The organism is uncultured Neglectibacter sp. (assembly GCA_937958185.1).
In the GTDB taxonomy this organism is placed as follows: Bacteria; Bacillota; Clostridia; order Oscillospirales; family Acutalibacteraceae; genus Acutalibacter.
In genome coordinates this window covers 1-24,858 of sequence record CALFFN010000036.1, presented here as the reverse complement: position 1 = coordinate 24,858, position 24,858 = coordinate 1, and the positions used below count along the sequence as shown (strand labels likewise).

At 56.9% G+C, this 24,858-nt stretch carries 23 protein-coding genes, 1 pseudogene and 1 riboswitch; of the genes and pseudogenes, 2 read left to right on the top strand and 22 right to left on the bottom strand.

Translation table 11 applies throughout. The annotated features are described in order from the left end of the window. Nucleotides 1–2: 2 nt before the first annotated feature. The 21 genes and pseudogenes from AB8996_RS10735 to AB8996_RS10635 form a co-directional block, all read right to left on the bottom strand. The gene (locus tag AB8996_RS10735; RefSeq protein WP_369298983.1) at nt 3–299 is read right to left on the bottom strand and encodes a YhbY family RNA-binding protein; all 297 of its coding nucleotides are present in this window, start codon (nt 297–299) and stop codon (nt 3–5) included. 76 nt (nt 300–375) lie between these two features. Continuing rightward, entirely contained in the window at nt 376–816 is a 441-nt protein-coding gene (locus tag AB8996_RS10730; RefSeq protein ID WP_369298982.1) for a DUF3795 domain-containing protein, read from the bottom strand. Between the two features lie 14 nt (nt 817–830). Further along, nucleotides 831–1,364, bottom strand: coding sequence for a GNAT family N-acetyltransferase (locus AB8996_RS10725; protein ID WP_369298981.1), 534 nt, complete (start codon nt 1,362–1,364; stop codon nt 831–833). A 49-nt stretch (nt 1,365–1,413) separates the two neighbouring features. After that, entirely contained in the window at nt 1,414–1,779 is a 366-nt protein-coding gene (locus AB8996_RS10720) for a cupin domain-containing protein (protein ID WP_369298980.1), read from the bottom strand. A 5-nt stretch (nt 1,780–1,784) separates the two neighbouring features. Beyond that, on the bottom strand, nt 1,785–2,366 hold the full coding sequence (rdgB, locus tag AB8996_RS10715; RefSeq protein WP_369298979.1) for an RdgB/HAM1 family non-canonical purine NTP pyrophosphatase: 582 nt from the start codon (nt 2,364–2,366) through the stop codon (nt 1,785–1,787). A gap of 318 nt (nt 2,367–2,684) precedes the next feature. Further along, nucleotides 2,685–3,587 (bottom strand): annotated as a pseudogene (gene ftsY / locus AB8996_RS10710) (signal recognition particle-docking protein FtsY); the annotation flags it as partial. A 36-nt stretch (nt 3,588–3,623) separates the two neighbouring features. After that, nucleotides 3,624–4,196 carry a VanZ family protein gene (locus AB8996_RS10705; RefSeq protein WP_369298978.1) on the bottom strand — a complete coding sequence of 191 codons (573 nt, stop codon included), beginning with the start codon at nt 4,194–4,196 and terminating at the stop codon, nt 3,624–3,626. Nucleotides 4,197–4,219: 23 nt separating this feature from the next. Then, complete coding sequence (locus AB8996_RS10700; protein WP_369298977.1) at nt 4,220–4,855, bottom strand: GyrI-like domain-containing protein; 636 nt, start codon at nt 4,853–4,855, stop codon at nt 4,220–4,222. Between the two features lie 50 nt (nt 4,856–4,905). Beyond that, the gene (locus AB8996_RS10695; protein WP_369298976.1) at nt 4,906–5,454 is read right to left on the bottom strand and encodes a hypothetical protein; all 549 of its coding nucleotides are present in this window, start codon (nt 5,452–5,454) and stop codon (nt 4,906–4,908) included. Between the two features lie 81 nt (nt 5,455–5,535). Next, complete coding sequence (gene smc / locus AB8996_RS10690; protein ID WP_369298975.1) at nt 5,536–9,099, bottom strand: chromosome segregation protein SMC; 3,564 nt, start codon at nt 9,097–9,099, stop codon at nt 5,536–5,538. A 43-nt stretch (nt 9,100–9,142) separates the two neighbouring features. Beyond that, nucleotides 9,143–10,141, bottom strand: a complete 999-nt coding sequence (locus AB8996_RS10685) for an elongator complex protein 3 (protein WP_369298974.1) — start codon at nt 10,139–10,141, stop codon at nt 9,143–9,145. Beyond that, entirely contained in the window at nt 10,138–10,818 is a 681-nt protein-coding gene (gene rnc / locus AB8996_RS10680; protein ID WP_369298973.1) for a ribonuclease III, read from the bottom strand. The genes AB8996_RS10685 and rnc overlap by 4 nt, the downstream gene beginning before the upstream one ends. Before the next feature lie 35 nt (nt 10,819–10,853). After that, complete coding sequence (plsX, locus tag AB8996_RS10675) at nt 10,854–11,861, bottom strand: phosphate acyltransferase PlsX (RefSeq protein WP_369298972.1); 1,008 nt, start codon at nt 11,859–11,861, stop codon at nt 10,854–10,856. Nucleotides 11,862–11,880: 19 nt separating this feature from the next. Next, nucleotides 11,881–13,209: a methylenetetrahydrofolate--tRNA-(uracil(54)-C(5))-methyltransferase (FADH(2)-oxidizing) TrmFO gene (gene trmFO, locus AB8996_RS10670; protein WP_369298971.1), complete on the bottom strand. Its 1,329-nt coding sequence runs from the start codon at nt 13,207–13,209 to the stop codon at nt 11,881–11,883. A gap of 440 nt (nt 13,210–13,649) precedes the next feature. Next, a complete protein-coding gene (topA, locus tag AB8996_RS10665) occupies nt 13,650–15,737 on the bottom strand; it encodes a type I DNA topoisomerase (protein ID WP_369298970.1) in 2,088 nt (695 codons plus the stop codon). Between the two features lie 117 nt (nt 15,738–15,854). After that, entirely contained in the window at nt 15,855–17,018 is a 1,164-nt protein-coding gene (gene dprA / locus AB8996_RS10660) for a DNA-processing protein DprA (RefSeq protein WP_369298969.1), read from the bottom strand. Beyond that, nucleotides 17,011–17,844, bottom strand: a complete 834-nt coding sequence (locus tag AB8996_RS10655; protein WP_369298968.1) for a TrmH family RNA methyltransferase — start codon at nt 17,842–17,844, stop codon at nt 17,011–17,013. Before AB8996_RS10655 ends, dprA begins: the two co-directional genes overlap by 8 nt. An 80-nt stretch (nt 17,845–17,924) precedes the next feature. Beyond that, nucleotides 17,925–18,278: a 50S ribosomal protein L20 gene (gene rplT / locus AB8996_RS10650; RefSeq protein WP_369298967.1), complete on the bottom strand. Its 354-nt coding sequence runs from the start codon at nt 18,276–18,278 to the stop codon at nt 17,925–17,927. A gap of 57 nt (nt 18,279–18,335) precedes the next feature. Continuing rightward, entirely contained in the window at nt 18,336–18,539 is a 204-nt protein-coding gene (gene rpmI / locus AB8996_RS10645; RefSeq protein WP_369298966.1) for a 50S ribosomal protein L35, read from the bottom strand. Between the two features lie 27 nt (nt 18,540–18,566). Next, nucleotides 18,567–19,085, bottom strand: coding sequence for a translation initiation factor IF-3 (gene infC / locus AB8996_RS10640; RefSeq protein ID WP_369299023.1), 519 nt, complete (start codon nt 19,083–19,085; stop codon nt 18,567–18,569). 366 nt (nt 19,086–19,451) lie between these two features. Then, a complete protein-coding gene (locus AB8996_RS10635) occupies nt 19,452–20,051 on the bottom strand; it encodes an ECF transporter S component (RefSeq protein ID WP_369298965.1) in 600 nt (199 codons plus the stop codon). Nucleotides 20,052–20,180: 129 nt separating this feature from the next. Next, a riboswitch (FMN riboswitch) is annotated at nt 20,181–20,304 on the bottom strand. A gap of 106 nt (nt 20,305–20,410) precedes the next feature. Here AB8996_RS10635 and AB8996_RS10630 point away from each other — a divergent pair. Together AB8996_RS10630 and AB8996_RS10625 are read left to right on the top strand one after the other, a co-directional pair. Then, nucleotides 20,411–21,925: an NAD(P)H-hydrate dehydratase gene (locus AB8996_RS10630; RefSeq protein ID WP_369298964.1), complete on the top strand. Its 1,515-nt coding sequence runs from the start codon at nt 20,411–20,413 to the stop codon at nt 21,923–21,925. 120 nt (nt 21,926–22,045) lie between these two features. Beyond that, nucleotides 22,046–23,617 (top strand): hypothetical protein, encoded by a 1,572-nt coding sequence (locus AB8996_RS10625; RefSeq protein WP_369298963.1) that lies wholly within the window; start codon nt 22,046–22,048, stop codon nt 23,615–23,617. Between the two features lie 115 nt (nt 23,618–23,732). Here the strand turns inward: AB8996_RS10625 and AB8996_RS10620 are convergent, their stop codons facing one another. Next, on the bottom strand, nt 23,733–24,623 hold the full coding sequence (locus AB8996_RS10620) for an FMN-binding protein (protein ID WP_369298962.1): 891 nt from the start codon (nt 24,621–24,623) through the stop codon (nt 23,733–23,735). Nucleotides 24,624–24,858 lie beyond the last annotated feature (235 nt).

Genomic DNA, 24,858 nt, shown 5'->3' with positions numbered 1-24,858 from the left:
CCTTACCTCGGCAGCACGATCTTCGGGTCCTTCTTTTTCCGGCGGTACAGCACAAACCGGGAACCGATGACCTGCACCACATCGCTGCCCGTTTTCGCCGCCAGCTCCTCCGCCGCTTCCCGGGAAGAGATCGGGGAGGTATCCGGCAGCACCCGACCCTTGATAAACTCCCGCTTTTCCAAAGCCGAATCCGCCTGCTTCACGATCTCCTGCCCCATGCCGGACTTTCCCACCATCAGAATGGTGTCCTCGTTTACTGCTAAGGAGCGCAAATACGCCCGCTGCTTACTGGTTAACATAATTTTTCCTTTCTAAAACAGACTCACAATCTTTGTGCGCAATTTCTATAGTTATTAGATGTTCAGTTTACATAAATCATTTCTTTCTGCGCCGGAAGCAGACGATTTCCGGGTCCGAACCGCCACAGCCGTATTCGCAGACAAGAAGATAGTTTTCATCGGCAGTTAGCCCGTAACAGCGGTCGCTACCTTTCTTTTCCACCTGGTTTCCCCAATAGATGCGCTTGTCGTCCCACAGCTTTACCTTCCGCCCTCCGGGCAGGGTATATTCCAAATTGATAAAGTGACCGGGCAGCGCGTTCAGATAGGTGATCTCCGGCATGTCCTCAATCCCAAGGGCTTTGAACTCCCGGAACAGCTGCTCGCTGGTACCGCAGCCGTCAAAAAAGTGGCAGCTTTCACAGCCGCTTTCTCCGGCATGGGCAGCGGCGCAGGCGGCGATCACACATTTCCCGTCCCCGCCGATTTTCTCACACCCCGGGCAAGTTTCCTTTTCCGAGCATTCGCTACAATTCAATCCGCAAACAGCTTTCATGGTTTTCTTCCTTTCCAGTCCTTTTGGTAGACATAACTTTTGAATTTTCTATCCATGCCATACTTTTTGAACTCGCTCTCCTTGTGAACGGTAAAGCCGCAGCTTTCCAGCAGCCTGCAGGAGCCGGCATTTTCCACCGCAGCCTCCGCCGTGACCCTTTCCGCGCCCTGCTTCCTGATCCAGCCGGTCAAAAGCCTGACGATTTCCGTGCCATATCCCTGTTTCCAGCAGCTCATATGGACGCAGTAGCCGATATCATAGGTTTTTCCCTCCGAATCAGGGAAAGCGCAGCAGGTGCCGATGGCTTCCCCGGTATCTTTTTTCTCCGCAATAAGATAATACCCATCTTCACTCTCCTGCATGGCATTCAGCGCCTTTCGGTACGCTTCGTCCACATATTCCGCCGTGGGGTCGCTTAAATACCTGCCATTTTCAGGATCAAGCCACATACCCGTACAAAAATCCAAATCGGCGCTTTCATAGCTGCGCAGGGCAACACGTTCCCCGACGATCTCTTTTTCTAACCTCATTTTCCTGTCAAAGCCTCCCCGGCGCCGGGCTCCTGTCACGCGGGAGCCATCATTCTTTTTTCTGATAAGCCGTCCCAAAATGGAACGGCGGGGCTGTTACGGAAAGATAGACAAATTCCCCGCCGCTGTCGTTGCGGAACCCATGGATCTCTTTCTCTGTGAACCGCACCACGTCTCCCGCCTGAAATGCCTTTTCCTCCCCGTTTCGGAGAAGCAGCCTGCCCTGCCCCTTCAGCGCGTACCACACCTGCTCGGAAGCCTCATGCGTATGCCGCGGCTGGCTTGCCCCCGGCTCCACATGGACCTCCGTAATCGTCACTCTTTCGCTGGACGAATTGTCAGGGTTCAATAGCTGCCGGGACACCACGCCCGGATTTGATAGACCGACAATTTTGCTTTTCTCTATAAACTCCATGGTTTTCACCCGTTTTCCCCATGGCTTTTCAGGTACGCTTTCAGCTTTTTTTCAAACTCCTGAAAGGCGAAGCCCCGGTGGCTGCGGGCGTCCTTTTCTTCATCGGACATCTCCCCAAAGGTGCGTCCGTCCTGCTCGAAAATGGAATCATAGCCAAAGCCGTTTTCGCCCCGGGATTCAAAGGCAATGGCGCCATAGCATTTCCCCTCGGCTTCGATCCTGTCCCCGTTTGGGAACACACAACACACGGCGCTGGTAAAATGGGCGCCCCGCTGCTCTTTGGGCACGCCCTGAAGCTTTTGAAGTACGGTGAGCCTGCGCTTGCCCGGCTCGGCAAAACGGGCGGAATAAATGCCCGGCTCGCCGCCCAGATGATCCACGCACAGCCCGGAATCGTCCGCCACAGCGGGCAGACCCGTTTCCCGGCAGGCAGCTTCCGCTTTGATGAAAGCGTTCTCTTCAAAGGTGGTTCCCGTTTCTTCCGGCTCCGAAAGCTCCGCCGTCACCACCTCGATGCCCATAGGCTCCAGCATTCTCTTAAATTCCACAACCTTTCCCCTGTTGTGGGTGGCAATTACAAATTTCATGTTTTTCCCTCTTTCCTATCCGTTTTCCCGGTTTTCCACAGTCAGCAGCAGATTCCTCACCAGACGCTGATCGTCCCGTTCCAGTGAGCTGTCGTCCCGCCAGCGGACAAGCTCAGGAAGCAGATCGTGAACGTTCTCGTTTCGATCCAGCTTTTCCAACAGCCCGTCCACAAAGGCGCGGAACCGTTTTTGCTTTTCCTCCGGGGTTTCTTCCGGCTCCGGCTGAGAAGGCTGCACAGCCGCTTCCTCCTGCCGGGCAGGAACCGCTTCTTCCGGCTCGGAAGATACCGCTTTCTGCTCCGGCGGATTTTCTCCCGAATCGAACAGGGCGTCCGTAAAGGCGGCGGCGTCAAAGGGCTGCAGATCGTCCACCTGCTCGCCTACGCCGATAAATTTAACAGAAAGCCCCAGGTCCTTCTTGATGGGCAACACCACGCCGCCCTTGGGTGTGCCGTCCAGCTTGGTCAGTACAATGCCGGTGATCCCGGCGGCGCTTTGGAACTCCCGGGCCTGATTGACGGCGTTCTGCCCGGTGGCGGCGTCCAGCACCAGCAGGGTCTCCCGGTCGCAGCCGGGCAGCTCCCGGTCGATCACGCGAGAAATTTTCGCCAGCTCGTCCATCAGGTTCTTCTTGTTGTGCAGCCGCCCCGCCGTGTCGCAGATCACCACATCACAGCCCCTTGCTTTGGCGGCGGAAATGGTATCATACACCACGGCAGCAGGGTCAGCCCCCTCGCCGTGCTTTATCATGGGCACCTGGGCCCGCTGTGCCCAGACGTCAAGCTGCTCGATGGCGGCGGCGCGGAACGTATCCGCCGCGCCCAAAATCACAGACTTCCCCTCCGCTTTCAGCCGGGCAGCCAGCTTGCCGATGGTAGTGGTCTTGCCTACGCCGTTGACGCCGATGACAAGGATCACGGAAGGCTTGGTGGACAGGTGCAGTGTATCGTCGCCGGAAAGCAGCTCCCGCACGATCTCCTTCAGCTCGTCCATGATAAGGGAAGGGTCGGTAATGCCCTTTTCCTTGATTTTCTTTCTCAGCTCATCGGTGATGTACACGGAGGTCTCCACCCCCACGTCCCCCATGACCAGCAGCTCTTCCAGCTCCTCGAACAGCTCCTCGTCGATTTTCGTAAAGGAGTTCACCATCTGGGTGATCTGCCCGCTGATATTGTCCCGGGTCTTTTTCAGCCCGTCCCGGATTTTTTCAAAAAAGCCCATACTGTCACGTCCCTTTCTCCTGTTCAGGTGAAATCTTTATTTGAAAATGAAATTCAGAAAAACCGACCCGTAGTTTTGCAAAATGAGGATCGCAAAGCTCAAAACGCCTGCTATCGGGGCAAAAATCGCCACCGCGCGGCGCACCCCCGCTTCGTCCTCTTTACACAGCCGGTAGAGCCCTTTGCACAGCAGCACGCCCAAAAGGCCGCCTATGCCGTTCAGGATCACATCATCGACATCGCCGATTCCCAGCTGAAAGGCAAATTGTACCATCTCCACCGCCGCGCTCACTGCCATAACCAGCAAAGTGTTTCTCCAAATCCCCTTTTTGGGATTCAGCAAAGTAAAATACACACCCAAGGGAATAAAGATCACGATATTCCCCAACAGATTACTGAGGGCAAATCCCCGCAGAAATGCAGGGTCTTCTGTGCCGGATATCAGATCAATACCTGTCAAATAACTGAAAATCCCGCGGAAAGGAACCAGGTTGAAGGAGCGGACAGAATGGCGCTGCCGAAATAAGATCAGAAAAAGGAGCAGCAGATAAAACGCAAATACGAGATACAGGAAAAAGGTAACAAGCTTTTCCCTTTTTGCCGTTTTCATCTGAGTTCCTCCTTTTTGCGCTTTCACGGTCTCCGCCTGATTGGGTGGCGGATCACAGTTTTCCATTTCTCCGGCGGCGCTTTTCTCGGGTCCGACAGATAGATTTCATGATGGAGCCGCTCGCCGCCGAAGTCGTTTTCATAGCCATGCTCTTCCAAATAAGCGTCCATCTGCGCAACGCTCATCGGTTCGTCGTCAAAAGCGCCCTCGTGCATCATCTGCACGCAAAGCCCTTCCTCCACCGTGAAAAATTCAGCCGCCGAGCAGTCCAGTTTTTTCTTTTTCGCCGCGGTCTCCACCGCCCACTGGAAATCCCGTTCCGTTACAAAATCGGGCAGCCGGATCACAGAGATCCAGTGAAAACCGTTCTTTTTTCCATAGTCCGCGCCCACTGTATTTTCCTGCCACCAAAAGCCCTCCAGCGGTGGGACCACATATTCAAAAAAGCCCTCGATTTTATAGTCGGATCTATAGCTCATCTTCAGCGTATAGGCAACGGCGTACAAAACACTGATTGCCTGCTGGTACGCGCCGCCCGCCTGATTGGGGTCGCCCTCGCCGCGGACGGCAATGTAATTTGCCCTGGGAACCGTAACGATTCCCGGTCGGTTCTTCGGCAAATAGAACTCTTTGTATTCTTTCTTAAAATCAAACGCCATAAAAGCGGACCTCCTTTTTCCCAGGCAACCATTTTATCAAAAATCCAATTCTATTTTATCAAATATTCCTCTGCAATATATTTGTCTGTCCAAAGCTGTGCTTCTATGTAATGCCTGCCTATTGCTTTCATAAAAGCGTCAAAATCGTTACCATACTTTAGCAGCTGTTCTTTGATATCCTCCATTGTCAGTAACTCTATCCTTCCGTATTTCTTGTAATCAGCCCTGCTGTCCCCTATTGTGAAACTGATATGACACGGTCGGATATCCCGCAAACGCAATCTGGACTCTATTCCCTTTCCAAACCAGTCATGAAGATAATCGCTTCCTTCTATTACAAAAGAGAGTGGATGCTTTTCTTCCGGCGTACCGCCTAATTCAAGGAATCGTGAATATAAATATTCATCTTGATTTTTTCGTAATGCATAATAATTTTCAAAATCTGCAAATCGATAAAAGGCTGTAGTTTCCGGGTGTGATCCTGCAAACGCAGAAGCCAATGCAAATGCTTCTTTTTGTGGAAGCCGCATTATATTTTTTAATGGAATACAATCTGGATAACAATAATTCACCAGAATCAGTTCATCAAATGACTTCACTCATATCCTCCATAAATACCGATTTGCTTTTTTGAATTATATCCCGTTCCCAGAGAACGGCGGGCATCTGAAGGCAAACCGCTATGTACAGAACTCTGCCGCTTCCTCTGTTTTCAGCGCCAGCAGCTTGGAAATACCCTCGTCCTGCATGGTCACGCCGTAGAGCATATCGCTGCCCTCCATGGTGCCCCGGCGGTGAGTGATAGCAATGAACTGGGAATTGCCGCTCATCCTGCGTAAGTATTGGGCAAAGCGGTTGACGTTCACATCGTCCAGCGCCGCTTCGATCTCGTCCAGCACACAGAAGGGCGGGGGATTCACCCGCATGATGGCAAAGTAAATGGAAATGGCCACCAGCGCCTTTTCGCCGCCGGAAAGGGACTCGATATGGGTGACGATCTTCCCCGGCGGGTGGACCTTGATCTCAATGCCGGAATGGAGCACGTCCTCCTCGTCGGTAAAGGAAAGCTCCGCCGCGCCGCCGCCGAACAGCTCCCGGAAGATCGTGCCGAAATGGCTGTTGATTTCCGCAAACCGCAGGGTGAACTGCTCCTTCATGTGCCTGGTCAGGTCTTCTATCAGGTCCAAAAGCTCCGCTTTGGACTTCTCCACGTCGCCCACCTGCGCGTTCAAAAACTCGTACCGCTCAGAAACTTCCTTGTATTCCACCACAGCGCCCACGTTTACCACGCCCAGGGCGCGGATCTTGTTTTTCAAATCGGCAAGGGTGCGCTGGGCGGCAGGCAGGTCGTCGATCTTCGTGCCGATCTCCTCTGCTTCCCGGCGGGTCAGCTCGTAATCCTCCCACAGCCGGGTGATGATGGTATCGTATTCCTTTTGGAGACCGTCGGAGCGCTCGTGCAGCCTTGCCAGCTCGTGCCCGATATTTTCCCGCTCCAGGCTGATCTCCCGCTCCTTTGCCCGCAGGTCGCCGGCTTCCTTTTCCAGCGCGGTGCGCCTTTCGGCGATGGTCTGCACGCTTTGGCGCTTTTCCTCCGCCTGTTTCCGATATTCCGCTGCCCGCTCTTTGCAGGTCTCTATCTGTGCTGCCAACTCCGCCGCCCGGCTCTCCAAAGCTGCCGCTTCCTCCCGCAGGCGCTCAGCCGCTCCGGCGGAATCCAGCTTTCTGGCTTTCAGTTCCTCCACGGCAGCTTCCAGCGTTTCCTTGTCCTTCTGGGCGGAGAACTCACTTAAACGTATTTCCTGAATGGTGTGGGAAATGTCTTCACACCGCGCCATCTGTTCCTCCCGGCTGCCTGCTAGCTTGCTGTTTTCTTCCTCCGCCTGCTCCACCTGGCGGGTCAATTCCTCGATTTTCGCCTGGGCGTCCTTTTCCTGGGCTTCCAGCTCCTGCAAACGCCCGGCGGAATCGGTTTTTTCCCGTTCCAGATTCTGCACCTCCTGCCGGATAGCTTCCAGCTCCCGCTGGGTCTGGGCGCATTCGGCAGTGATCTTAATGCGTTCCTCCTGCAAGCCCGCAAGCTCGCCCCGGGCGGCTTGCAGCTCCGCTTCCCCGGAGGAAAGCTCGGTCTGCCGCTCTTTATAGGTATTCTGGGCTTCTTCCGCTTTCTTCTGCAGAGCCGCCGCCTTTTCCCGAATGCGCTGTATCTCCGACGCACGGCTCAAAAGCCCGGAGTTTTTCGCGCGGGAGCCGCCGGTCAGAGAACCGCCGGCATTGACCACCTGACCGTCCAGGCTGACGATCCGGAATTTGTATTTGGTGCGTTTGGCAATGGCAACGGCGCTGTCCAGGTCTTCCGCCACCGCCACCCTGCCCAGCAGGGAATCCCGAATGCCGTCGTATTTTTTTTCGCAGGAACACAGCTCCGAAGCCACGCCGACAAAGCCGGGCAGCTCTTCCATTTCCCGCTTTTCCAGCACGCTGCCGCGAATGGTGGTCAGGGGCAGGAAGGTCGCCCGCCCCAGGTCGCGCTGCTTCAGAAGATTGATGGCGTTTTTGGCGTCCTGCTCCGTTTCCACCACCACATTCTGCATGGCGGCGCCCAGGGCGGTTTCCAGCGCCACGGCGTATTCGCCCGGCACCTGCAAGATCCGGGAAACAGGACCGCACACGCCGGACAGCATTCCCCTGCCTGCTTCTTTCATCACGGCTTTGACGCTTTGGGCAAAGCCCTCCAAATTCCTCTCCAAATCCTCCAGCAGCCTTGCCCGGCGGAGCTGTTCATTGGCGTCCAGCGTCAGCTTGTCCCACTGCTCCTTGGCTTCCGCCGCTTTCTTCTGTCTGGTCTCCAGCCGCAGTTCATAGCCCTTTACCGTATTTTCCCCGGCAGAGATGGCAGCTTCCGTATCGGCGACCATCTGTGCCAGCTCTTCCCCTGTTTTTTGAGCGGCGGTCTCCCGCTCCTTTGCCTGCCGCACGCTTTCGTCCACCGCGCTGCCCCGCAGGCGTATCTCCGCCATGGAAGACTGGGTAGACGACAGCCGAATGCGTTCCTCGGACAAGGTCGCGTTCCGCTGGGCGGCTTCCACCGCCGCCTGCTCCATCTGCCGGGTAGCTTCGTCCGCCCCCTGCCGCAGCTGCTCTAAGGTATCTGTAAAGGAAACCAGCTTGTCTCTGCTTTCCTCAATTCTCCGGCTTTTTTCCGCGATTTCTTCCTGCTTCGCGGCAATTTCCCTGTCGATGGCTTCATCGGACTGCTTTGCCTGACCGATCTGCTCCTCCAACCGCTCCTTGTCCCGGCGGTCGTGGTCGATGTCGTTTTTCAGCAGGTCGATCTCACCCTCGGTGCGCACCGCCTGTTCGTCCAGAGCAGCGGCTTCCGTCCGCACCTGCTCCATCTGCCCGGTGCAGTCGTTGGTCTCCCGGAAATTCGCTTCTATCCGGGCGGAGATCTGTCCCAGTTCCTCTTCGATCTCCCCGTGGCGGGCGTTTGCCAGGTCTATCTTCTCCCCGTGCTCCCGGAGGATCTTTTCCGAATGGGACAGGGTTTCCAGCCAAATGCCGATCTCCAGGCCCTTCTTTTCCTCATCGTAGGCGATGAATTTTTCCGCCTTTTCCGCCTGAATGCGCAAAGGCTCTACCCGCTCCTCCAGCTCGCCCAGGATATCCCGCAGGCGCACCAGGTTTTCCTCCGCCTTTTGCAGGCGGCGTTCCGATTCCTCCTTGCGGTAGCGGTAGCGGGAAATCCCTGCCGCTTCCTCAAAAATCTCCCGGCGATCCTCGGACCGGGCGGCTACGATGCTGTCGATCTTTCCCTGACCGATCATGGAATAGCCGTCCCGTCCCAAGCCCGTATCCATAAAGAGCTCGTTGATATCCTTCAGGCGCACGGTCGCCTTGTTGATGAGATATTCGCTTTCCCCTGAACGGTAATACCGCCGGGTCACCGCCACAACATCATCGTCAAAGGGCAGCCGGCGGTCGGTGTTGTCGATAGACAGCGTGACCTCCGCATAGCCCATGGCTTTCCGCAGGGGGGTGCCGCCAAAGATCACGTCCTCCATTTTAGAGCACCGCAGCGCCCGGACGGACTGCTCCCCCAGCACCCAGCGGATCGCGTCGCTGATATTGCTTTTTCCGCTGCCGTTGGGTCCCACTACCGAGGTGACCCCCTGCTCAAAGGACAGGGTGGTCTTATCCGGGAAGGTCTTGAACCCCTGCAGCTCCAAAGATTTCAGTATCATAAGCTCTCTCCTGCTTTCCCCTGACTAAAATTCAGTTCCCTTGTCATTGCTTTTCAATCACAAACTCGTTCCTGCCCAGCCTGCCGTCCTGCCGGAATGTCACCAGATACCCCAGCTCTTGCAAGCGCTTTCCATTGCTTTTTCCATTCCCGACCGCCACGGAAATGTCCCTCGGGCATACCGTGACGAGATAGCTCCCCGCGCCGGTCTGTTCCAATTTTTCCAAGAGCCGTTCCAGAAAAATGCGGCTCTGCACCAGCTCCCGGAACGCCGGGTGGTATGCCCCGGCAAGCATTTGACTGCCCACGCTTTCCTCCGCGTGAAGCCCCACCCGGATCACCCTGATCCCGGCGGTCTCAAACCGGGGCAGCAGCCTTGCGCACAGGGAAACTGCTTCCTCCACGGTTTGGGGGCGGTACTTTCCCTGCCCGTACAGCTCCGCGAGATAGGTGTGGGGCAGCACCACGGTGGGGTAGATCCTGACGGTATCCGGGCGCAGCGCGACCATGCTTTCCGCCGTTTGGCAGGCAAGGTCGTCCGTGTCGCCGTAAAGCCCGGTCATCATCTGTAATCCCATCTCCATGCCGAAGTCCTGGATCAGCCCCGCTGCCTGTACGGTCTGGGCGGCGGTGTGTCCCCGGCGGTTCAACGCCAGCACTTTGTCGCTCATGGACTGCGCCCCCAGCTCGATGGCGGTCATGCCATAGCCTTGCAGCAGTTCCAAGGTTTCCCGGTCGATGGCGTCCGGGCGGGTGGAGCAGCGTATCCCCTGGAAGCCGTAAGTTTGTACGGCGTTTTGTGCCGCTTCCAGCAGGGAAACCATGTATTCCCGGGGGATCGCCGTAAAGCTGCCGCCGAAAAAGGCGATCTGGGTCTCTTTCACGTTTTCCCCCAGCTGCTCCGCGGCTCTGCGGCAGGTCGCTTCCACGTCCTGCGGGGTGGGCGGCGCGGCGCCGCCGGTGATCGCGTGCTGGTTGCAGAAGCTGCACTGCCTTGGGCAGCCGATGTGGGGGACAAAAAAGGCAATGTTAGAATGCTTCAATAGCCCATCAGCTCCAACGCTTCTCTGGCGGCCTGCTGCTCCGCTTCCTTCTTGCTTCTGCCGCCGCCCTTTCCTATCACGTTGCTGTTCAGATGGACCTCCACCACAAAATGCTTGTTGTGGTCGGGTCCGCTTTCCCCTGTGACCACGTATTCCAAATGCTCCTCCGGGTTCTGCTGCACGATCTCCTGCAGGGTGGTTTTATAGTCCTTAAAGGGCTTGGTATTTTGAGATTTCGCCGCCGGGACGATGAAGCGGAGAATGAATTTCTTTGCTTCGTCCAGGCTGCCGCTGTCCCGGTAAATGGCGGCGGTGGTGGATTCAAACACATCTGCCAGAATGCTGGGGCGTTCCCTGCCGCCGGAATTGATCTCCCCATGGCTCAGCCGCAGAAAGCTGCCCACCTCCAGCTCCTGAGAAAATTTGCAAAGGGAACGCTCGCACACCAGCGCCGCCCGGGTCTTGGTCAGCTCGCCCTCCGGCAGATTGGGGAAATTGGCAAACAGATATTCCGCCGTGACAAAGCCCAGCACCGAATCCCCCAAAAATTCCAGGCGTTCATAGCTTTTACATTTTTTCTCGTTGGCGTAAGAGGAATGGGTCAATGCCGTTTCCAGCAGATACTTTTCCTTGAACTCATAGCCGATCAGCTTTTCATATTCCTTCAAAGGTCGCATGGCACAGCTCCTTTCCCACAAAATTTTTCCTGCCCCTATTCCGCGCTCCTCGCCTTTATAATGCGCCCGATCTCATCGGTAAAGCCGGACTGGGTGTAGTCCCGGGTCAGGCGCAGGGCGCTTTTCACGGTGGACGCTTTGGCGCTGCCGTGAATCTTGAACACGGGCTTTGTCGCGCCCATGATGGGAGCGCCGCCGTATTCGTTATAATCTATCTGCTTTTTCAAGGCTTTCATGTCGCCGTATACCATGCCGGCGGCAAGCTTGTTCTTCACGCTCTTCTGGAACACGTCCTTCACCAGCCCCATGACGGTCAGCGCAACGCCCTCGTACATTTTCAGCAGCATGTTCCCGGTGAAGCCGTCGGTGACCACCACCTCGCAGGCGTCGTCGGGGATATCCCTTGGCTCCACATTCCCCACAAAATTGATCCCGGGGAACTGGGAAAGCAGCGCGTAAGCGTCCCGGCGGAGATCGTCGCCCTTATGGGGCTCGGTGCCCACGTTGGCAAGCCCCACTCTGGGGTTCTCCACGCCCATGACCTTTTTCATATACTCCGAGCCCATCAAGCCGAATTGTAGCAGCATTTCCGGGCGGCAGTCCACATTGGCGCCGCCGTCGTTCAGCATAAAGAAGCCCTTTTTCTTGGGCAGGATAGGTGCAAAGGAAACACGCTTTACACCGCGGATGCGCTTGACGATGGTGGTCGCTCCCACCACCAGAGCGCCGCTGTTCCCGGCGCTGGCAAAGGCGTCGCCCCTGCCCTCTGCCAAAGCCCGCAGCCCCACTGCCATGGAGCTGTCGGTCTTTTCTTTGATGACGCTCATGGGGTCGTCCTCCATGGTGAGCACATCGCCGCACTCGATGATCTCCATGCGGGAAAGCCTGTCGGAAAGCCCCAGCTCCCCGGCAGCGGCTTCCAGCCTGGCTCGGTCGCCGATCAGCGCAATGTCAATGCCCAGCTCGTCCATTGCCTGGGCACAGCCCAGCAGGATCTCCCCAGGGGCATTGTCGCCGCCAAAAGCATCTACAATGATCTTCATTTGGTTTCCTCCCGATATTCTAAAAATCCAGCGCGGTCCCCAGCGCCTGCAGCGCCCGCTGAGACAGCGCCATGTACCGTTCCCGCTTGTCCCGGATCTTTTCCGGCAGCGGCGGCAGTACGCCGAAATTTGCCCCCATGGGCTGAAAATCCCTGCCGGAATATTCCGCGATATAGTGGCTCAGCGCCCCCGTCATGGTGGTTTCCGGCAAAATAAGCGGTTCTTCTCCCCGCAGCCGCCGGAGGGCGTTTTTCCCTGCCAGAATGCCGGAAGCGGCGGACTCCATATATCCCTCCACCCCGGTGATCTGCCCGGCAAAGAACAGGTTCCTCCGCTGCCGGAAGGAAAAATCCGCATGCAGCACCTTGGGGGAGTTCAAAAACGTGTTGCGGTGCATGATCCCGTAGCGGACAAATTCCGCATGTTCCAGCCCCGGCACCATGCCAAAGACCCGCTTCTGCTCGCCAAACTTCAAATTGGTCTGGAAGCCCACCAGATTGTACAGGGTGTTTTCCCTATTCTCCGTCCGCAATTGCAGCACCGCCCAGGGACGGTGACCCGTGCGGGGATCGACAAGCCCCACAGGCTTCATGGGACCGAACCGAATGGCGTCGTGCCCCCGGGAAGCCAGCACCTCAATGGGCATACAGCCCTCATACACCTTGGGAGACGCCACGTCAAAGCTGTGCACCGGGGCGCGCTGGGCGGACACCAGCTCCTCTACAAAGCGGTCGTACTCTTCCCGGTTCATGGGGCAGTTGATGTAGTCGCTGTCCCCCTTGTCGTACCGGGAAGCAAAAAAGCATTTTTCCATGTCCAGGCTTTCTCGGGACACAATAGGCGCGGCGGCGTCAAAAAAGCTCAACGCGGCGGCGTCTCCGCAGGTCTGTTCGCACAGCTTTCGGATACTCTCCGACAGCGGCTCAGAGGTCAGGGGACCTGTGGCGACCACCGTGATACCCTCGTTCTCGCCCGGCAGCTCGGTAAGCTCCTCCCGGCGAATCTCGATCAGCGGGTGGTGCTCCAGCCGCTCCGTTGCCAATCGGGAAAACTCGTCCCGATCCACTGCCAGCGCGCCCCCGGCAGGAACGCTTGTCCTTTGGGCGCATTCCGTCAGCAGGGAGCCCATGCGCCGCATTTCCTCCTTCAAAAGCCCGGCAGCGCTGTCGACCCGGGCCGCCTTCAGGGAATTGGAGCAGATCAGCTCGGCAAACCCGGCGCTTTTGTGGGCAGGGGAAAATTTCTGCGGCTTCATCTCATACAAAACCACAGGAACGCCCTGCTCCGCGATCTGCCACGCCGCCTCGCAGCCTGCCAGACCCGCGCCGACGACCGTGACTTTCTCCATGGCTGTCACCCCCTGATTTCAGTTGCTTCGCGGTTTGAGAAAAAATAAATGCGGGGCGCCCCCGCGGGCAAATCGGGAAGATAGAAAATACTGTTTTCAAGCGCGTCTCCCGACCGAAAACTGTGTAGATAAATGATAGTTTAGCGGGGCGCCCCCGCGGGCAAGTAAGTCTTTTCGCCAGGGATACCCGTTGCGCATTTCAGTGTCAGCCTACCTCCGGTGCTCTATTGCGCAAGCTTTCTTTTTTCTTGCAAAGGGGCTGCGCCCCTTTGCAATCCCGCCTGGAAAGCCGCAAGCGGCCTGCGGTTTTCCCATCAGGAGTGAATAATTGCTCGTTGCTCATTTCTCATTGCTCATTTCATGCGTGCAAACTATCATTGATTGCTTTCTTCCTGCCCGTCAGCTCTGCGGTGCCGCCGGCGCAGCCGGTCTGCATTCCCTCATTCTTCTTCCGCCGGTTTCCCGGCAAAGGTGCAGCCCTCGGTGACGCAGTACAGCGTATGCTCCTTATTTTTCTTTTGCAGCAGGGTCTTGCCGCAGACGGGGCACTTTTCCTTGGAGGGCGGGTCCCAGGAAACAAAATCGCATTTGGGGTATTCGCTGCAGCCGTAGAACACCCTGCCGCGCTTGGATTTTCTCTGAATGATCTTCCCGCCGCACTTGGGACATTCCGCGCCGGTGTCGTTGATGATCTTCTTCACGTTCTTGCATTCCGGGTAGCCGGAGCACGCCATGAACTTGCCGTATCTGCCCACCTTGATGACCATGGGTCTGCCGCATTTCTCGCAGACCTCGTCGGTCTCGTCCTCTTTCAGGTGTATCTTCACGCCGTCCATTTCCTTCTTGGCTTTCTGGACGCTTTTGTCAAAGCCCTCGTAGAAGCGGCTCAGGGTGTCCACCCATTCCTCGTCGCCCCGCTGCACGGCGTCCAGCTCGTCTTCCACCTTGGCGGTGAATTTCACGTTGACGATATCGGGAAAGCGCTCCTTCATCAGCTTGGTGATGACCTCGCCCAGCTCGGTGGGCTTGAAGGCTTTTCCCTCCCGCGCCACGTATTCCCTGCCGGTGATGGTGGAGATGGTGGCGGCATAGGTGGAGGGGCGACCGATGCCGTTTTCCTCCAGCGTCTTGATAAGGGAAGCCTCGGTGTACCGTGGCGGCGGCTGGGTGAAGTGCTGGTTGCCTTTCAGGTCCTTGACCTTCAGCGCCATGCCCTCCTTCAGGACGGGCAGGTCTTTCCCCGCCTTTTCCTCCTCGTCCTTACTTTCCTCATACAGGGCGGTAAAGCCCTCGAACGCCACATTGAAGCCGGAAGCCTTAAAGATATACTTTCCGGCGGTAATGGTCGCCTGGGTGGTATTCAGCACGCAGTTTGCCATCTGGCAGGCGATAAAGCGCTCCCAAATAAGCTTATACAGCTTGTACTGGTCCCCGGTCAGGGAATCCTTCACCATGTCGGGAGTGATGGCAACAGAGGCGGGGCGAATGGCTTCGTGCCCGTCCTGCGCATTGGCGCGGGACTTAAAATGCCGGGGCTGGCTGGGCAGATATTTCTCTCCCCATCGCTCCTTGATGTAGGCGGCGGCGTCCTTGATCGCGTCCTCGGAAATACGCAGAGAGTCGGTCCTCATGTAAGTGATAAGACCCATAGAGCCCTGCCCGCGCACCTCTACGCCCTCGTACAGCTCCTGGGCGGCTTTCATCGTGCGCCGCGCCTGGAAGCCCAGCTTCCGGGAAGCCTCCTGCTGCAGGGTGGAAGTGATGAAGGGCGGGGCGGGCGAACGGTTCTTTTTTCCTTTTTTCACGGAACCGACCAGGAATTCTTCCTGCTCCAGCTCTGCAAAAAGCTGATCGGATTCCTTCTGGGAGGAAATCTTGATCTCCCCGTTTTCGTCGCCGTAAAAGGCAGCCGCAAACACAGCCTTGGACGGCGGCGCGGTGAGCTTGGCGTCAATGCTCCAATATTCCTCGGGCACAAAGCTTCTGATCTCCTCTTCCCTGTCCACCACCATGCGGACCGCCACAGACTGCACACGTCCCGCGGATAAGCCCCGGCGAATGGTCTTTGCAAGGAAAGGGCTTAAGGTGTACCCCACCAGGCGGTCCAGGATACGCCGCGCCTGCTGGGCGTTGACCAGGTCCAGATCAATGGCTCTGGGGTGCGCCATGCCTTCCTCCACGCCGGTGCGGGTGATCTCGTTAAAGGTCACTCTGTCCTGCGCGTTTTCGTCCAGCCCCAGCAGGTATGCCAGGTGCCAGGAAATGGCTTCCCCCTCGCGGTCAGGGTCGGTGGCAAGCAGTACGCCGTCTGAATTGGCAGCCGCTTCCTTCAGCTCCTTGACCAGCTTTTCCTTTCCCTTGACCACGCTGTATTTCGGCGTAAAATTATCCTTTACGTCCACGCTGAGCCGTGCTTTGGGAAGATCCCTCACATGACCCATGGAAGCGATGACTTCGTAACCGTTCCCCAAATATTTTTGAATGGTTTTTGCTTTGGAAGGTGATTCCACGATCACTAGTTTTGACATTTTCAAAGCCTTCCTTTCTCTTTGCGAAGCTTGCTTTGTCCCCGGTTGGGAAAAAACCGGAAACGGGTTAATCTTACAATACTTCGCAGAAATTATAATTCTTTCCCGGAATTATTTTTAGAAACCTCTGGTGTAGCGCTTGCCGGGGAGAGATTCGGCAAAGCCGTCCAGCTCCAGTTCGGTCAGCACTCCCAGCAGGGCAGAGGCGGGCAGCCCTGTCTTTTCCTCCAGCTGAGCCACGGACAGCGGCTCATGCCCCAAAGCGTCCAAGACCTGCTTTGCCTGGGGCGAAAGCTGCGCCGCCGCGTCCGCCAGCGCGGGAACAGGCTCGCCCTTTTCCTGGGCGGGCAGGGGCAGGTCTTCAAACAGGTCGTAGATAGGCGGGAAAGACGACGCGTCAAAATTCCCACTGTAGTCCGCCAGGATATCTTCGCCACAGGTCACGGCTCTGGCGCCGTCCTCCAGCAGCGCCCGGCTGCCGGAAAATTCCTCCGCTCCTGCCGGTCCGGGATAAACGAACACGTCCCGGTTCTGGTCCAGCGCGTGGGACGCATAGATCATGGTGCCGCTTTTCCGCGCCGCCTGGATCAGCAGCACACCCCGGCTCAAGCCTGTGATCAGGCGGTTCCTCACCTGAAAGGTGCCAAGCTCCGGGCGGCTGAGAGAAAAATACTCCGTCAGCAGGGCACCTCCATGGGCGCAGATCATTTTGCGCAATCTGGCGTTTTCCATCACATAGCTGCTGTCCAGCGAAACGGGAAGCACGCTGATCAGCTTGGAGCCGGGAATGCCCATCGCCCCGGTGAGGGCTGCGGAATCCACGCCCTTTGCCCCGCCGGATACCACACAGGCGTTTCCGGCAGCCAGCTGGTAACCAAATTTTCTGGCGGCGTCCAGAGAAGCTTCCGTGGCTTTCCTTGCCCCGGCAACGCCGATGGACAGAGTTTGGTCCAGATCGGGCATGGTACCCTTTAGATACAGTACCGCAGGAGGATCAGAAATATTCCTCAGCAGCTCGGGATATTTCTCACACTCCGGCGTCAGCACCTGCCAGCCCACCTTCTCCGCGTATTCCAGCCTTGCTTCCGCCTGGGAAAGGCTGAAATCCCGCAGCGCCGCCGTTTCCCGGTCGGTCAGGTCCCGCCGGGTGTTCCACAGCTTGGCTCCGCCCTCGCAAAATTCCCACACCCCGCCCCTGTACTGGGAGAATATCTTCATGGGCTTTCGGCTGCCGGGCAGGAACGCCTGCTGTATCCAGATCCAATAGGCACGATTATCCATGGCGCTCTCCCTTCCGCGGCATACCCCGCCGCATTTCCCACAGCAAAATAGTGGCGGCGGCAGACGCGTTCAGCGACTCCGCCCTGCCCCCCATGGGGATCGTCACGCTGTCGTGGCAGAGGGCGATGGTTCCCTCCGTCAGCCCGTTGCCTTCATTGCCGATGAACACGGCATGCTTCCCGGCGGTAAAATCCACCGCGGTGATCTGCACCGCTCCCCGGTCCGGCACAGCGGCATGGAGAGTATAGCTGTGATCCTTTAGCAGTTTACATAATTTTTCAGGCTCTCTTTCCAGGCATAATCCGACCCGGAACACCGCGCCCATGGACGCCCGCAGCACTTTGGGAGACAACGGGTCACAGCACTCGCCCAGCAGGACGACCTCTTCCACGCCCAGTGCTTCCGCTGTGCGCAGCACCGTGCCCAGATTGCCGGGGTCCTGCAAATTTTCCAATACCAGCAGGCTGGGCAGGGTCGGCTCGGCTTTGGAAAAAGCCTGTCCCAGCGTATCGGGAACCTGGCAGACGCAGAACACCCCCTGCGGGGCTTTGGTAGAGGACAGCAGCGCCGCCACGTGGTCCTCGATCTCATAGCTTTCCCCGCAGGCGGTGAGAAGCGGGGCAAGATAATCCCCGTATTTTTGCGCCGCCGGAGCGGTGTAAAAGCAGGTCTCCACCGAAAGCCCCGACAGTACGGCGTCCCGGCACAGGCGGGCGCCCTCGCAGAGAAATTTCCCCTGCGCCCGGCGCTCCTCCCCGCTGCGGGACAGCGCCGCCGCCCGGCGAATAACAGGGTTCTGCCGGCTGGTAATACGGTTTCCCGCCATGCGCTTCTCACTCCTTCCCGGGAAAATCCAAAAAAACGGAAACGCCCAAGGCGGAATGCCTCAGGCGCAATAACAGCTTATTAGAGGGCTGCCTTTGCCTTTTCCACCAATGCGGTGAAACCGGCAGGGTCGGCGATGGCGATTTCGGAAAGCATTTTCCGGTTCAGGGTCACGCCGGCTTTCTTCAAACCGTTCATAAAGGTGGAATAATTGATGTCGTTCATGCGGCAGGCTGCGGAAATCCTGGTGATCCACAGGCGGCGGAAGTCCCGCTTGCGCTGCTTGCGGCCGATATAGGCATAGTTGCCGGACTTCATAACAGCCTGTTTCGCCATTTTGAAATGGCGGCTCTTGGAACCCCAATAGCCCTTGGCAAGCTTCAATACTTTCTTTCTTCTTTTGCGCGTCATCATAGCGCCCTTAACTCTGGCCATGTATACTCAATCCTTTCTGATTGTCGAAAAATGAAATTTTGAAACGTCCCTTACGGTTTATTTATAGGGCAGCATCCGCTTGACGGCGGCGGTGTTGGTCTTATCCGCCACCACAGTGCCCCGGGCGTGACGCTTGGTCTTGGGGGTCTTGCCGTGACCGTTGCACAGATGGCTCATATAGGCATGACCACGGATCACTTTTCCATTCTTGGACAACTTGAAGCGCTTCTTGGCGCCGCTGTGTGTTTTAAGCTTCGGCATTTTACAGTCCTCCTTAAAAATTTTACATTATTTGACGGGCTTGGGTGCAAGGAACATCAGCATTGTCCTGCCCTCCAGCTTAGGGGCTTTCTCCACATTGGCGACTTCGGACATCGCGTCGGCGAACCGCTGCATGATCTCCTGTCCCAATTCGGGGTGCCCCATTTCCCTTCCGCGGAAACGGATGGAAGCCTTTACCTTATTCCCTTCGGAAATAAAGCGGGCAGCATGGTTTCTCTTTGTCTCAAAATCATGGGTGTCGATGTTGAGAGAAAGACGTACTTCCTTGATTTCAACGACTCTCTGGTTCTTCCGCTGCTCCTTTTCCCTCTTCGATTGCTCGAACCGGAACTTGCCGTAGTCGATGATCTTACACACCGGCGGCTTTGCCTGGGGCGCGATCTTCACCAGATCGAGATTCCGCTGCTCCGCCAGCTCCAACGCCTGCTTCAGGGGCATGATGCCCAGCTGGGAGCCGTCGGTGTCCACTACGCGAAGCTCTTTGTCACGGATTTGTTCGTTGATTTGCAGTTCTTTGTTGCCGATTGGTAAGCACCTCCATCAAGATTCCTCAAACTGTGTTTCAAAGCGTACCCGAAAAACGCCGCAAAAAAGCGGACAGGAAATCCTGTCCGCAATCAATCCCGCAACCGAAAGCACCGCACCCCGCCCAGAACGCCATAAACGCCCTGCCGAAGCCGCATACTTTCCGTTTCGATATTGACCTGTGCCGGACAGAACCGCACGGGTGAAAGAAAGCCTGAGACTGTGCAGCCTTAGGCTTTCTTCTCAAAACCTAAAGCATTTTGAAGCCCGGAACTTTCTCCGCTTTGTTTTACCGTGAAAGATTATACAATGCCCCGCCCGAAATGTCAAGCAGTTTTTTTGAGCGCTGCCGGAAGTCTTTCCGGCTCAGATATTCGCCAGCTTTTTGATGACGGGGGACAGGCGCTTGTAGACAAGGAACGTCAGGACCACATCGCACAGCCCCTTGACAAAGGTGAAGGGCGCGTTGAACCACAGCAGCGCGTCAAACAGGCTCCCCACATTGGGGTTTATCGCCCGGTACATTCCCAGAATGATGTCCGTGGTCAGCCCGTAGAACAGGGAATAGGCGGGATAGCTGATGAAATAATTGATGGGCAGGCTGCACACAGCCATCACCGCCGCGCCCACCAGGGAACCTATCACAGCGCCCTTCAGGTTCTTCTGCTTCTTGTAGATCAGACCCGCGGGCACCACGAAGGTGACGCCCATCAGGAAGTTGCACAGCTCCCCTGCCCCGGCGGTGCTGGTAAACAGCACGTTCACCAGGTTCTTCACAAAGCACACCGCCGCGCCGGAAAGAGGTCCCATGCTGAACGCCGCGATCAACGCGGGCAGCTCGGAAAAATCCAGCTTGATGAAGGAGGGGATCACAGGTACGCTGAAGCTTAAAAACATCAGCACCGCCGCCACCGCTCCCATGACGGCCGTCACAGCCAGCTTTCTTGCGTTGAATTTCTTTTGCATCACATCATTTCCTTTCCCTTTGGAAAATTTTATTCTGCTGCAAAAGGTTCGGGAAAACAAAAAGCCGGAGGCGCCAGACGCCCTCCGGGAACGAAGCCGGGGACCCGCAAAACTACGCGGATCGCCCTGTTTCATCTTCTTCCATCCGGACTGTACCGTCGGTATCGGAATTGCACCGATTCAACGGCGGAAGCACCGCCGCTCGCAGACTTTCACTGCCGGTCAGGAATTTCACCTTGCCCCGAAGACTATTTGCTGGTATTATTCTACTAGGAAGATTTTATCTTGTCAAGGCTGCCGGGGAAAAAGGCTGAAAAAATTTTTGACCTTTGTCTCAAAAAGAGGGAGGGAACATCGCTGTGAAACTGTTTTGCAGGGAAGAAATGCAGCGGCTGGAAGGCATGGCGGAGCGCTCCGGCACGCCGCTGCAAACGCTGATGGAGAACGCCGGCGCAGCGCTGGCGCAGGAAACGGAAAGCCGCTGCCGCCCCGCCGCCGGGAAGCGCGCGGTCCTGCTCTGCGGCAGGGGCAATAACGGCGGGGACGGCTTTGTCTGCGCCCGCCACCTGTCGGAGCGGGGGTTCCGCTGCACCGTGCTGTTGCTGCAGGGGGAGCCGAAAACACCTCTTGCCGCCGCTGCCTTTCGCGCCATGCCGGAGAATGTGGCAGTGCTTTCCGTGCAGGAAAACCGGGAGGAAGCGCTGTCGGCGCTGGAAAAAGCGGACGTGATCCTGGACTGCGTATTCGGGTTTAGCTTCCGGGGAGAATTTTCCGGGGACGGGCTGGACCTTCTGGAAGCGGCGAACCGCCGGGACTGCCTGCGCATTTCCGCCGACCTGCCCAGCGGAGCGATGTGTGATACCGGGCAGGTGGCGGCGGGCGCTTTCCGGGCGGACGTGACCGTGACCTTTACCGGGAAAAAGCCTGCCAACTGCTCCTATCCCGCCAGGGAATACTGCGGAGAGACCGTGATCCGGCAGGTGGGGGTCTCCCCGGTGCTGCTGGAAGCGGCGGAGACCCGCTTTTTCGAGACGGACGACGATTTCCCCCGCGCCCAGCTCCGCCCCCTTGACCCCCAAAGCAACAAGGGGGCACTGGGCAGGCTGCTGCTGGTCTGCGGCAGCTACGGCATGGCAGGGGCATGTATCATGGCGGCAAAAGCCGCTTTGCGCTGCGGCGTGGGGCTATTGCACATTGCCGTGGAAAAGAGCCTGTACCCCATTCTTGCCCAGGCGGTGCCGGAAGCAGTATTCACCGTTTTGGACTGGGAGAACCGCCGAGCGGAAAGCACGGAGCGCCTGAACCGTGCGATCGAGGGGGCTTCCGCCTGCCTTGTGGGGTGTGGGCTGGGAGAACGGGCGGAGCTGGTGTGTCCGATCATCTTTTCCCACTGCACCGTACCGCTGGTGGCAGACGCAGATGCCCTGAACTTTGCCGCCCGCCGTCCGGGTATTCTGGAAGACGTGGAAGCGCCGCTGATCTTGACCCCTCACCCGGGCGAAATGGCGCGGCTCTGCGGCGACGCCGTTCCTGAGATCCAGGCGGACAGGCTGGGCGCCGCCCGGGAGAAAGCCCGGGAGACCGGGGCGGTGGTGGCGCTGAAGGGCGCGGCAACGGTCATCGCTTCCCCGGACGGCAGATGCGCCGTGAACCCCACGGGGAACGCGGGCATGGCAAAAGGCGGCAGCGGCGATGTGCTGGCGGGCATGATCGCTTCTTTGGCGGCACAGGGGATTCTCCCCTTTGAGGCCGCGGTGACAGGCGTCTACCTCCACGGGCTTGCAGGCGACCTGTGCGCCCGGCGGCTGGGGCAGCGTTCCATGCTGCCTACGGACCTGCTGGCAGCTCTGCCGGAGGTCCTGCGGAAATTCTGAAAACCGCTTTACACACCGCTTTTTATTTGCTACAATGCACTTTGATATCATATTTCTTACACGAGGGCGGTAAGTTCTGGTAAGAGGAAGGGGAGCCGGGTCTTCCGGCAAAATGGGTTCATGTATACTTATTTGTGGTGTTTCTTTATTTACGCGTTTCTCGGCTGGTGCAGCGAGGTGGTCTTCGCCGCTTTTGTGGAAAAACGCTTTGTCAACCGGGGCTTTCTGAATGGTCCCCTGTGCCCCATTTACGGCTTCGGCGTGGTGCTGATCGATTTCTGCCTGCGCCCGGTGAGCCACAGCATTCCCGTACTGCTTGTGGGCAGCATGGTAGTGGGCTCGGCGCTGGAATGGGTCGCAGGCTTCCTGCTGGAAAAGGTCTTCCACCAGAAATGGTGGGACTATTCCAACGAGCCCCACAACCTGAACGGTTACATCTGCCTGAAATTCTCCATTCTCTGGGCATTTGCCGGGACGGCGGTGGTGGGCTTTGTAATGCCTTTCTCCCGCTATCTGGTTTCCCTGATCCCCCGTACAGTGGGCTGGGTCATTTTGACCGTCCTTCTGAGCCTTGCGCTGGCGGACTTTGCCGTCACCGTGGTATCCATCATCGGTCTGAACAGGAAGCTGAAAAATCTGGAGTACGTTTCCAGCAAGCTGAAAGCGGGGTCGGATAAGCTGGGAGAAAGCCTGTACGCCGGAGCCACTATTTTGGAAGGGACAAAGCAGGCGCTGGACGAAAAGAAGCTGGTGCTGGAAAAGGACTGGCAGAAGGAAGCTGCCCGCCTCAAGGCAAAGTACGAGGAAAACCTCCGTGCAAATCCCCTTCACCGCCGTCTGCTCAAGGCGTTCCCGGACCTGCGCTCCTTAAAGCATAACGAGCAGCTGGAGGAGCTTCGGCAGAACGTGAACGTCATTCGCCGCCGCTCCTCGGAAGCGCTGCGCCGCCGAAACGAATCCGCTATTGCCGCCTATGAGGAAAAGCTGCCGGAGGGGGCGGAAGCGCCCTTTGCCTTTGGGCTGTGCTACTCCAAGCTGTTCTGGATCTTCATGCTGGGCAACGTGGTGGGCTTTGTTCTGGAGACTATCTACGCCCTGATCGTTTCCCATCACTTCGAGGTGCGGGTCAGCGTAGTGGCCGGACCCTTCATTCTGGTGTATGGCTTTGGGGCGGTAGCCATTACGCTGCTGCTGTACAAAATGTACAACCAGAAGGATTCCCTGATCTTCATTGCCAGCATGGTGATCGGCGGCGGCTTTGAGTATCTGTGCAGCTTTTTCCAGCAGGCGGTGTTCGGCACGGTCTCCTGGGAATACAGCGATTCCCCTTTGAATATCAGCGGCAGGACCAACCTGCTCTATTCCTTCTTCTGGGGCATTCTGGGGCTGATCTGGGTAAAGGACCTGTACCCCGTGCTGTCCCGCTCCATTCAAAAGATACCGAAAAAGGTGGGCAAGCCGCTGACCGTCGGCGTTTCCATTTTTATGGCGGTCGACATGGCGCTTTCCGCCGGGGCGGTCTACCGGCAGTCCGAAAGGATCAACGATATCCCTGCCACCAACGCGGTGCAGACCTTCTTTGACACTTATTTCCCCGACGAATTTTTGGAGATCATCTATCCCCATATGGAATACGTGGGCAAGCCGGAAATCGTGAAACACGAGCCGCCCCTGCCGCCCCATCAGGATTAAGCCTTTCCTGCATCTCTATGTCTTTGGCAGGGAACGCCGCAAAAAAGCAGTGCCGCCCCCTTGGTCTATTGTCTCAAGGGCGTTAGGCACTGCCTTGTTTTGTGAAGCCTGATATTTACGCGTCCTTCAGCGCATCTGCCACGGCGGCTTTGATCCCTTCTGAGGATAAAGTTGCCCCGGCGACTACCTCAACCTCTGGAGTCTGAGAAGATAGAATGGAACTGATAATAGATTCCGCCTGAGAGAAGAATCGCGGCGTTTCGTTTTGATCGATAACCTCTACTGCCGTGATCCGCCCTTCTGCCACGGTAACACGCACGGAAATAGCTCCATTCCTTCCTTCTCCGCTGCCTTCATATACCCCGTCCTTCATTCCCTGTTCCACAGGCGTGCCTGGCAATATCTCGGAGCTTTGTGTTTCTGCCTCGCTTTTTGCCAAAGAAGACGCGTCCTCCTTCTCAGGAATAGCTATGTAGGAAGAGGAAGATAGCTTTTCTTCCTCCCCGCTGCTGGAAAGGAGACTCTCTGAACTCAATGTAGATGACGGGGACTCCTCCGGGGCGGTCGTTTCAAAAAACCTTTCCGGCAGATGGAGCCCTACCTGCGCCAGGTGAAGACACAGAAAGACCGATACTAAAGCCAAGCCCCCTCCGAAAATCAGTTTTCTTCCCTTTGGTATCTGATTGCACAAAAGGCAAACCGCGCCCAGCAAAAGAAGGAAAAGGAAGCTGATCGTCCCCCAGTTGAAAGTAAAAAGCACAGCTGCAGGCTCCGCTGTTTCCAGGGTCGCGTCGGCGGGATTCCCGGCAAGGACTCCGTGCGCTCCTGCCGTCAGCAACAGCAGTCCCAGCGGAATGAAAAATCTGCGGGGAAAATGGTCAGATCGAGAACATTTCCCCAGTCCTATTACAATGCAAATTACCGTTACAGCACAGAAAAAAAGAGAAATCCATGCCATTACCTGACTGATTACCATTAAAAATCCGCCTCTTTCGATAGTATTCAACCGAACTATTCCTAATACGATTCCAAACGCGGATTCCATTCACAAAAAATGCCTTTTGAAATTTTCAGGCGTCTTTGCCGCCTGATCTGGAGCACTTGTTCGTTGTGACCATAAACGCCGGACAAAAATCCAAATAGATTTTCAAATCTGGTTCGTCCAATCAAAACCACCAGTAGAACTGGTGGTTTGCACATCCCCTAGAAGGGGCAATTACGGACTTCGCCCCTGAAGGGGC

What these genes read in the sequence shown, in the direction of transcription:
- AB8996_RS10725 (WP_369298981.1), bottom strand. Translation starts at nt 1,364, where the DNA reads ATGAGGTTAGAAAAAGAGATCGTCGGGGAACGTGTTGCCCTGCGCAGC.
- plsX (WP_369298972.1), bottom strand. Translation starts at nt 11,861, where the DNA reads ATGAAGATCATTGTAGATGCTTTTGGCGGCGACAATGCCCCTGGGGAG.
- AB8996_RS10720 (WP_369298980.1), bottom strand. Translation starts at nt 1,779, where the DNA reads ATGGAGTTTATAGAGAAAAGCAAAATTGTCGGTCTATCAAATCCGGGC.
- rpmI (WP_369298966.1), bottom strand. Translation starts at nt 18,539, where the DNA reads ATGCCGAAGCTTAAAACACACAGCGGCGCCAAGAAGCGCTTCAAGTTG.
- AB8996_RS10625 (WP_369298963.1), top strand. Translation starts at nt 22,046, where the DNA reads ATGTATACTTATTTGTGGTGTTTCTTTATTTACGCGTTTCTCGGCTGG.
- rplT (WP_369298967.1), bottom strand. Translation starts at nt 18,278, where the DNA reads ATGGCCAGAGTTAAGGGCGCTATGATGACGCGCAAAAGAAGAAAGAAA.
- AB8996_RS10635 (WP_369298965.1), bottom strand. Translation starts at nt 20,051, where the DNA reads ATGCAAAAGAAATTCAACGCAAGAAAGCTGGCTGTGACGGCCGTCATG.
- AB8996_RS10700 (WP_369298977.1), bottom strand. Translation starts at nt 4,855, where the DNA reads ATGGCGTTTGATTTTAAGAAAGAATACAAAGAGTTCTATTTGCCGAAG.
- smc (WP_369298975.1), bottom strand. Translation starts at nt 9,099, where the DNA reads ATGATACTGAAATCTTTGGAGCTGCAGGGGTTCAAGACCTTCCCGGAT.
- AB8996_RS10735 (WP_369298983.1), bottom strand. Translation starts at nt 299, where the DNA reads ATGTTAACCAGTAAGCAGCGGGCGTATTTGCGCTCCTTAGCAGTAAAC.
- AB8996_RS10705 (WP_369298978.1), bottom strand. Translation starts at nt 4,196, where the DNA reads ATGAAAACGGCAAAAAGGGAAAAGCTTGTTACCTTTTTCCTGTATCTC.
- AB8996_RS10655 (WP_369298968.1), bottom strand. Translation starts at nt 17,844, where the DNA reads ATGGCGGGAAACCGTATTACCAGCCGGCAGAACCCTGTTATTCGCCGG.
- rnc (WP_369298973.1), bottom strand. Translation starts at nt 10,818, where the DNA reads ATGCGACCTTTGAAGGAATATGAAAAGCTGATCGGCTATGAGTTCAAG.
- rdgB (WP_369298979.1), bottom strand. Translation starts at nt 2,366, where the DNA reads ATGAAATTTGTAATTGCCACCCACAACAGGGGAAAGGTTGTGGAATTT.
- dprA (WP_369298969.1), bottom strand. Translation starts at nt 17,018, where the DNA reads ATGGATAATCGTGCCTATTGGATCTGGATACAGCAGGCGTTCCTGCCC.
- topA (WP_369298970.1), bottom strand. Translation starts at nt 15,737, where the DNA reads ATGTCAAAACTAGTGATCGTGGAATCACCTTCCAAAGCAAAAACCATT.
- trmFO (WP_369298971.1), bottom strand. Translation starts at nt 13,209, where the DNA reads ATGGAGAAAGTCACGGTCGTCGGCGCGGGTCTGGCAGGCTGCGAGGCG.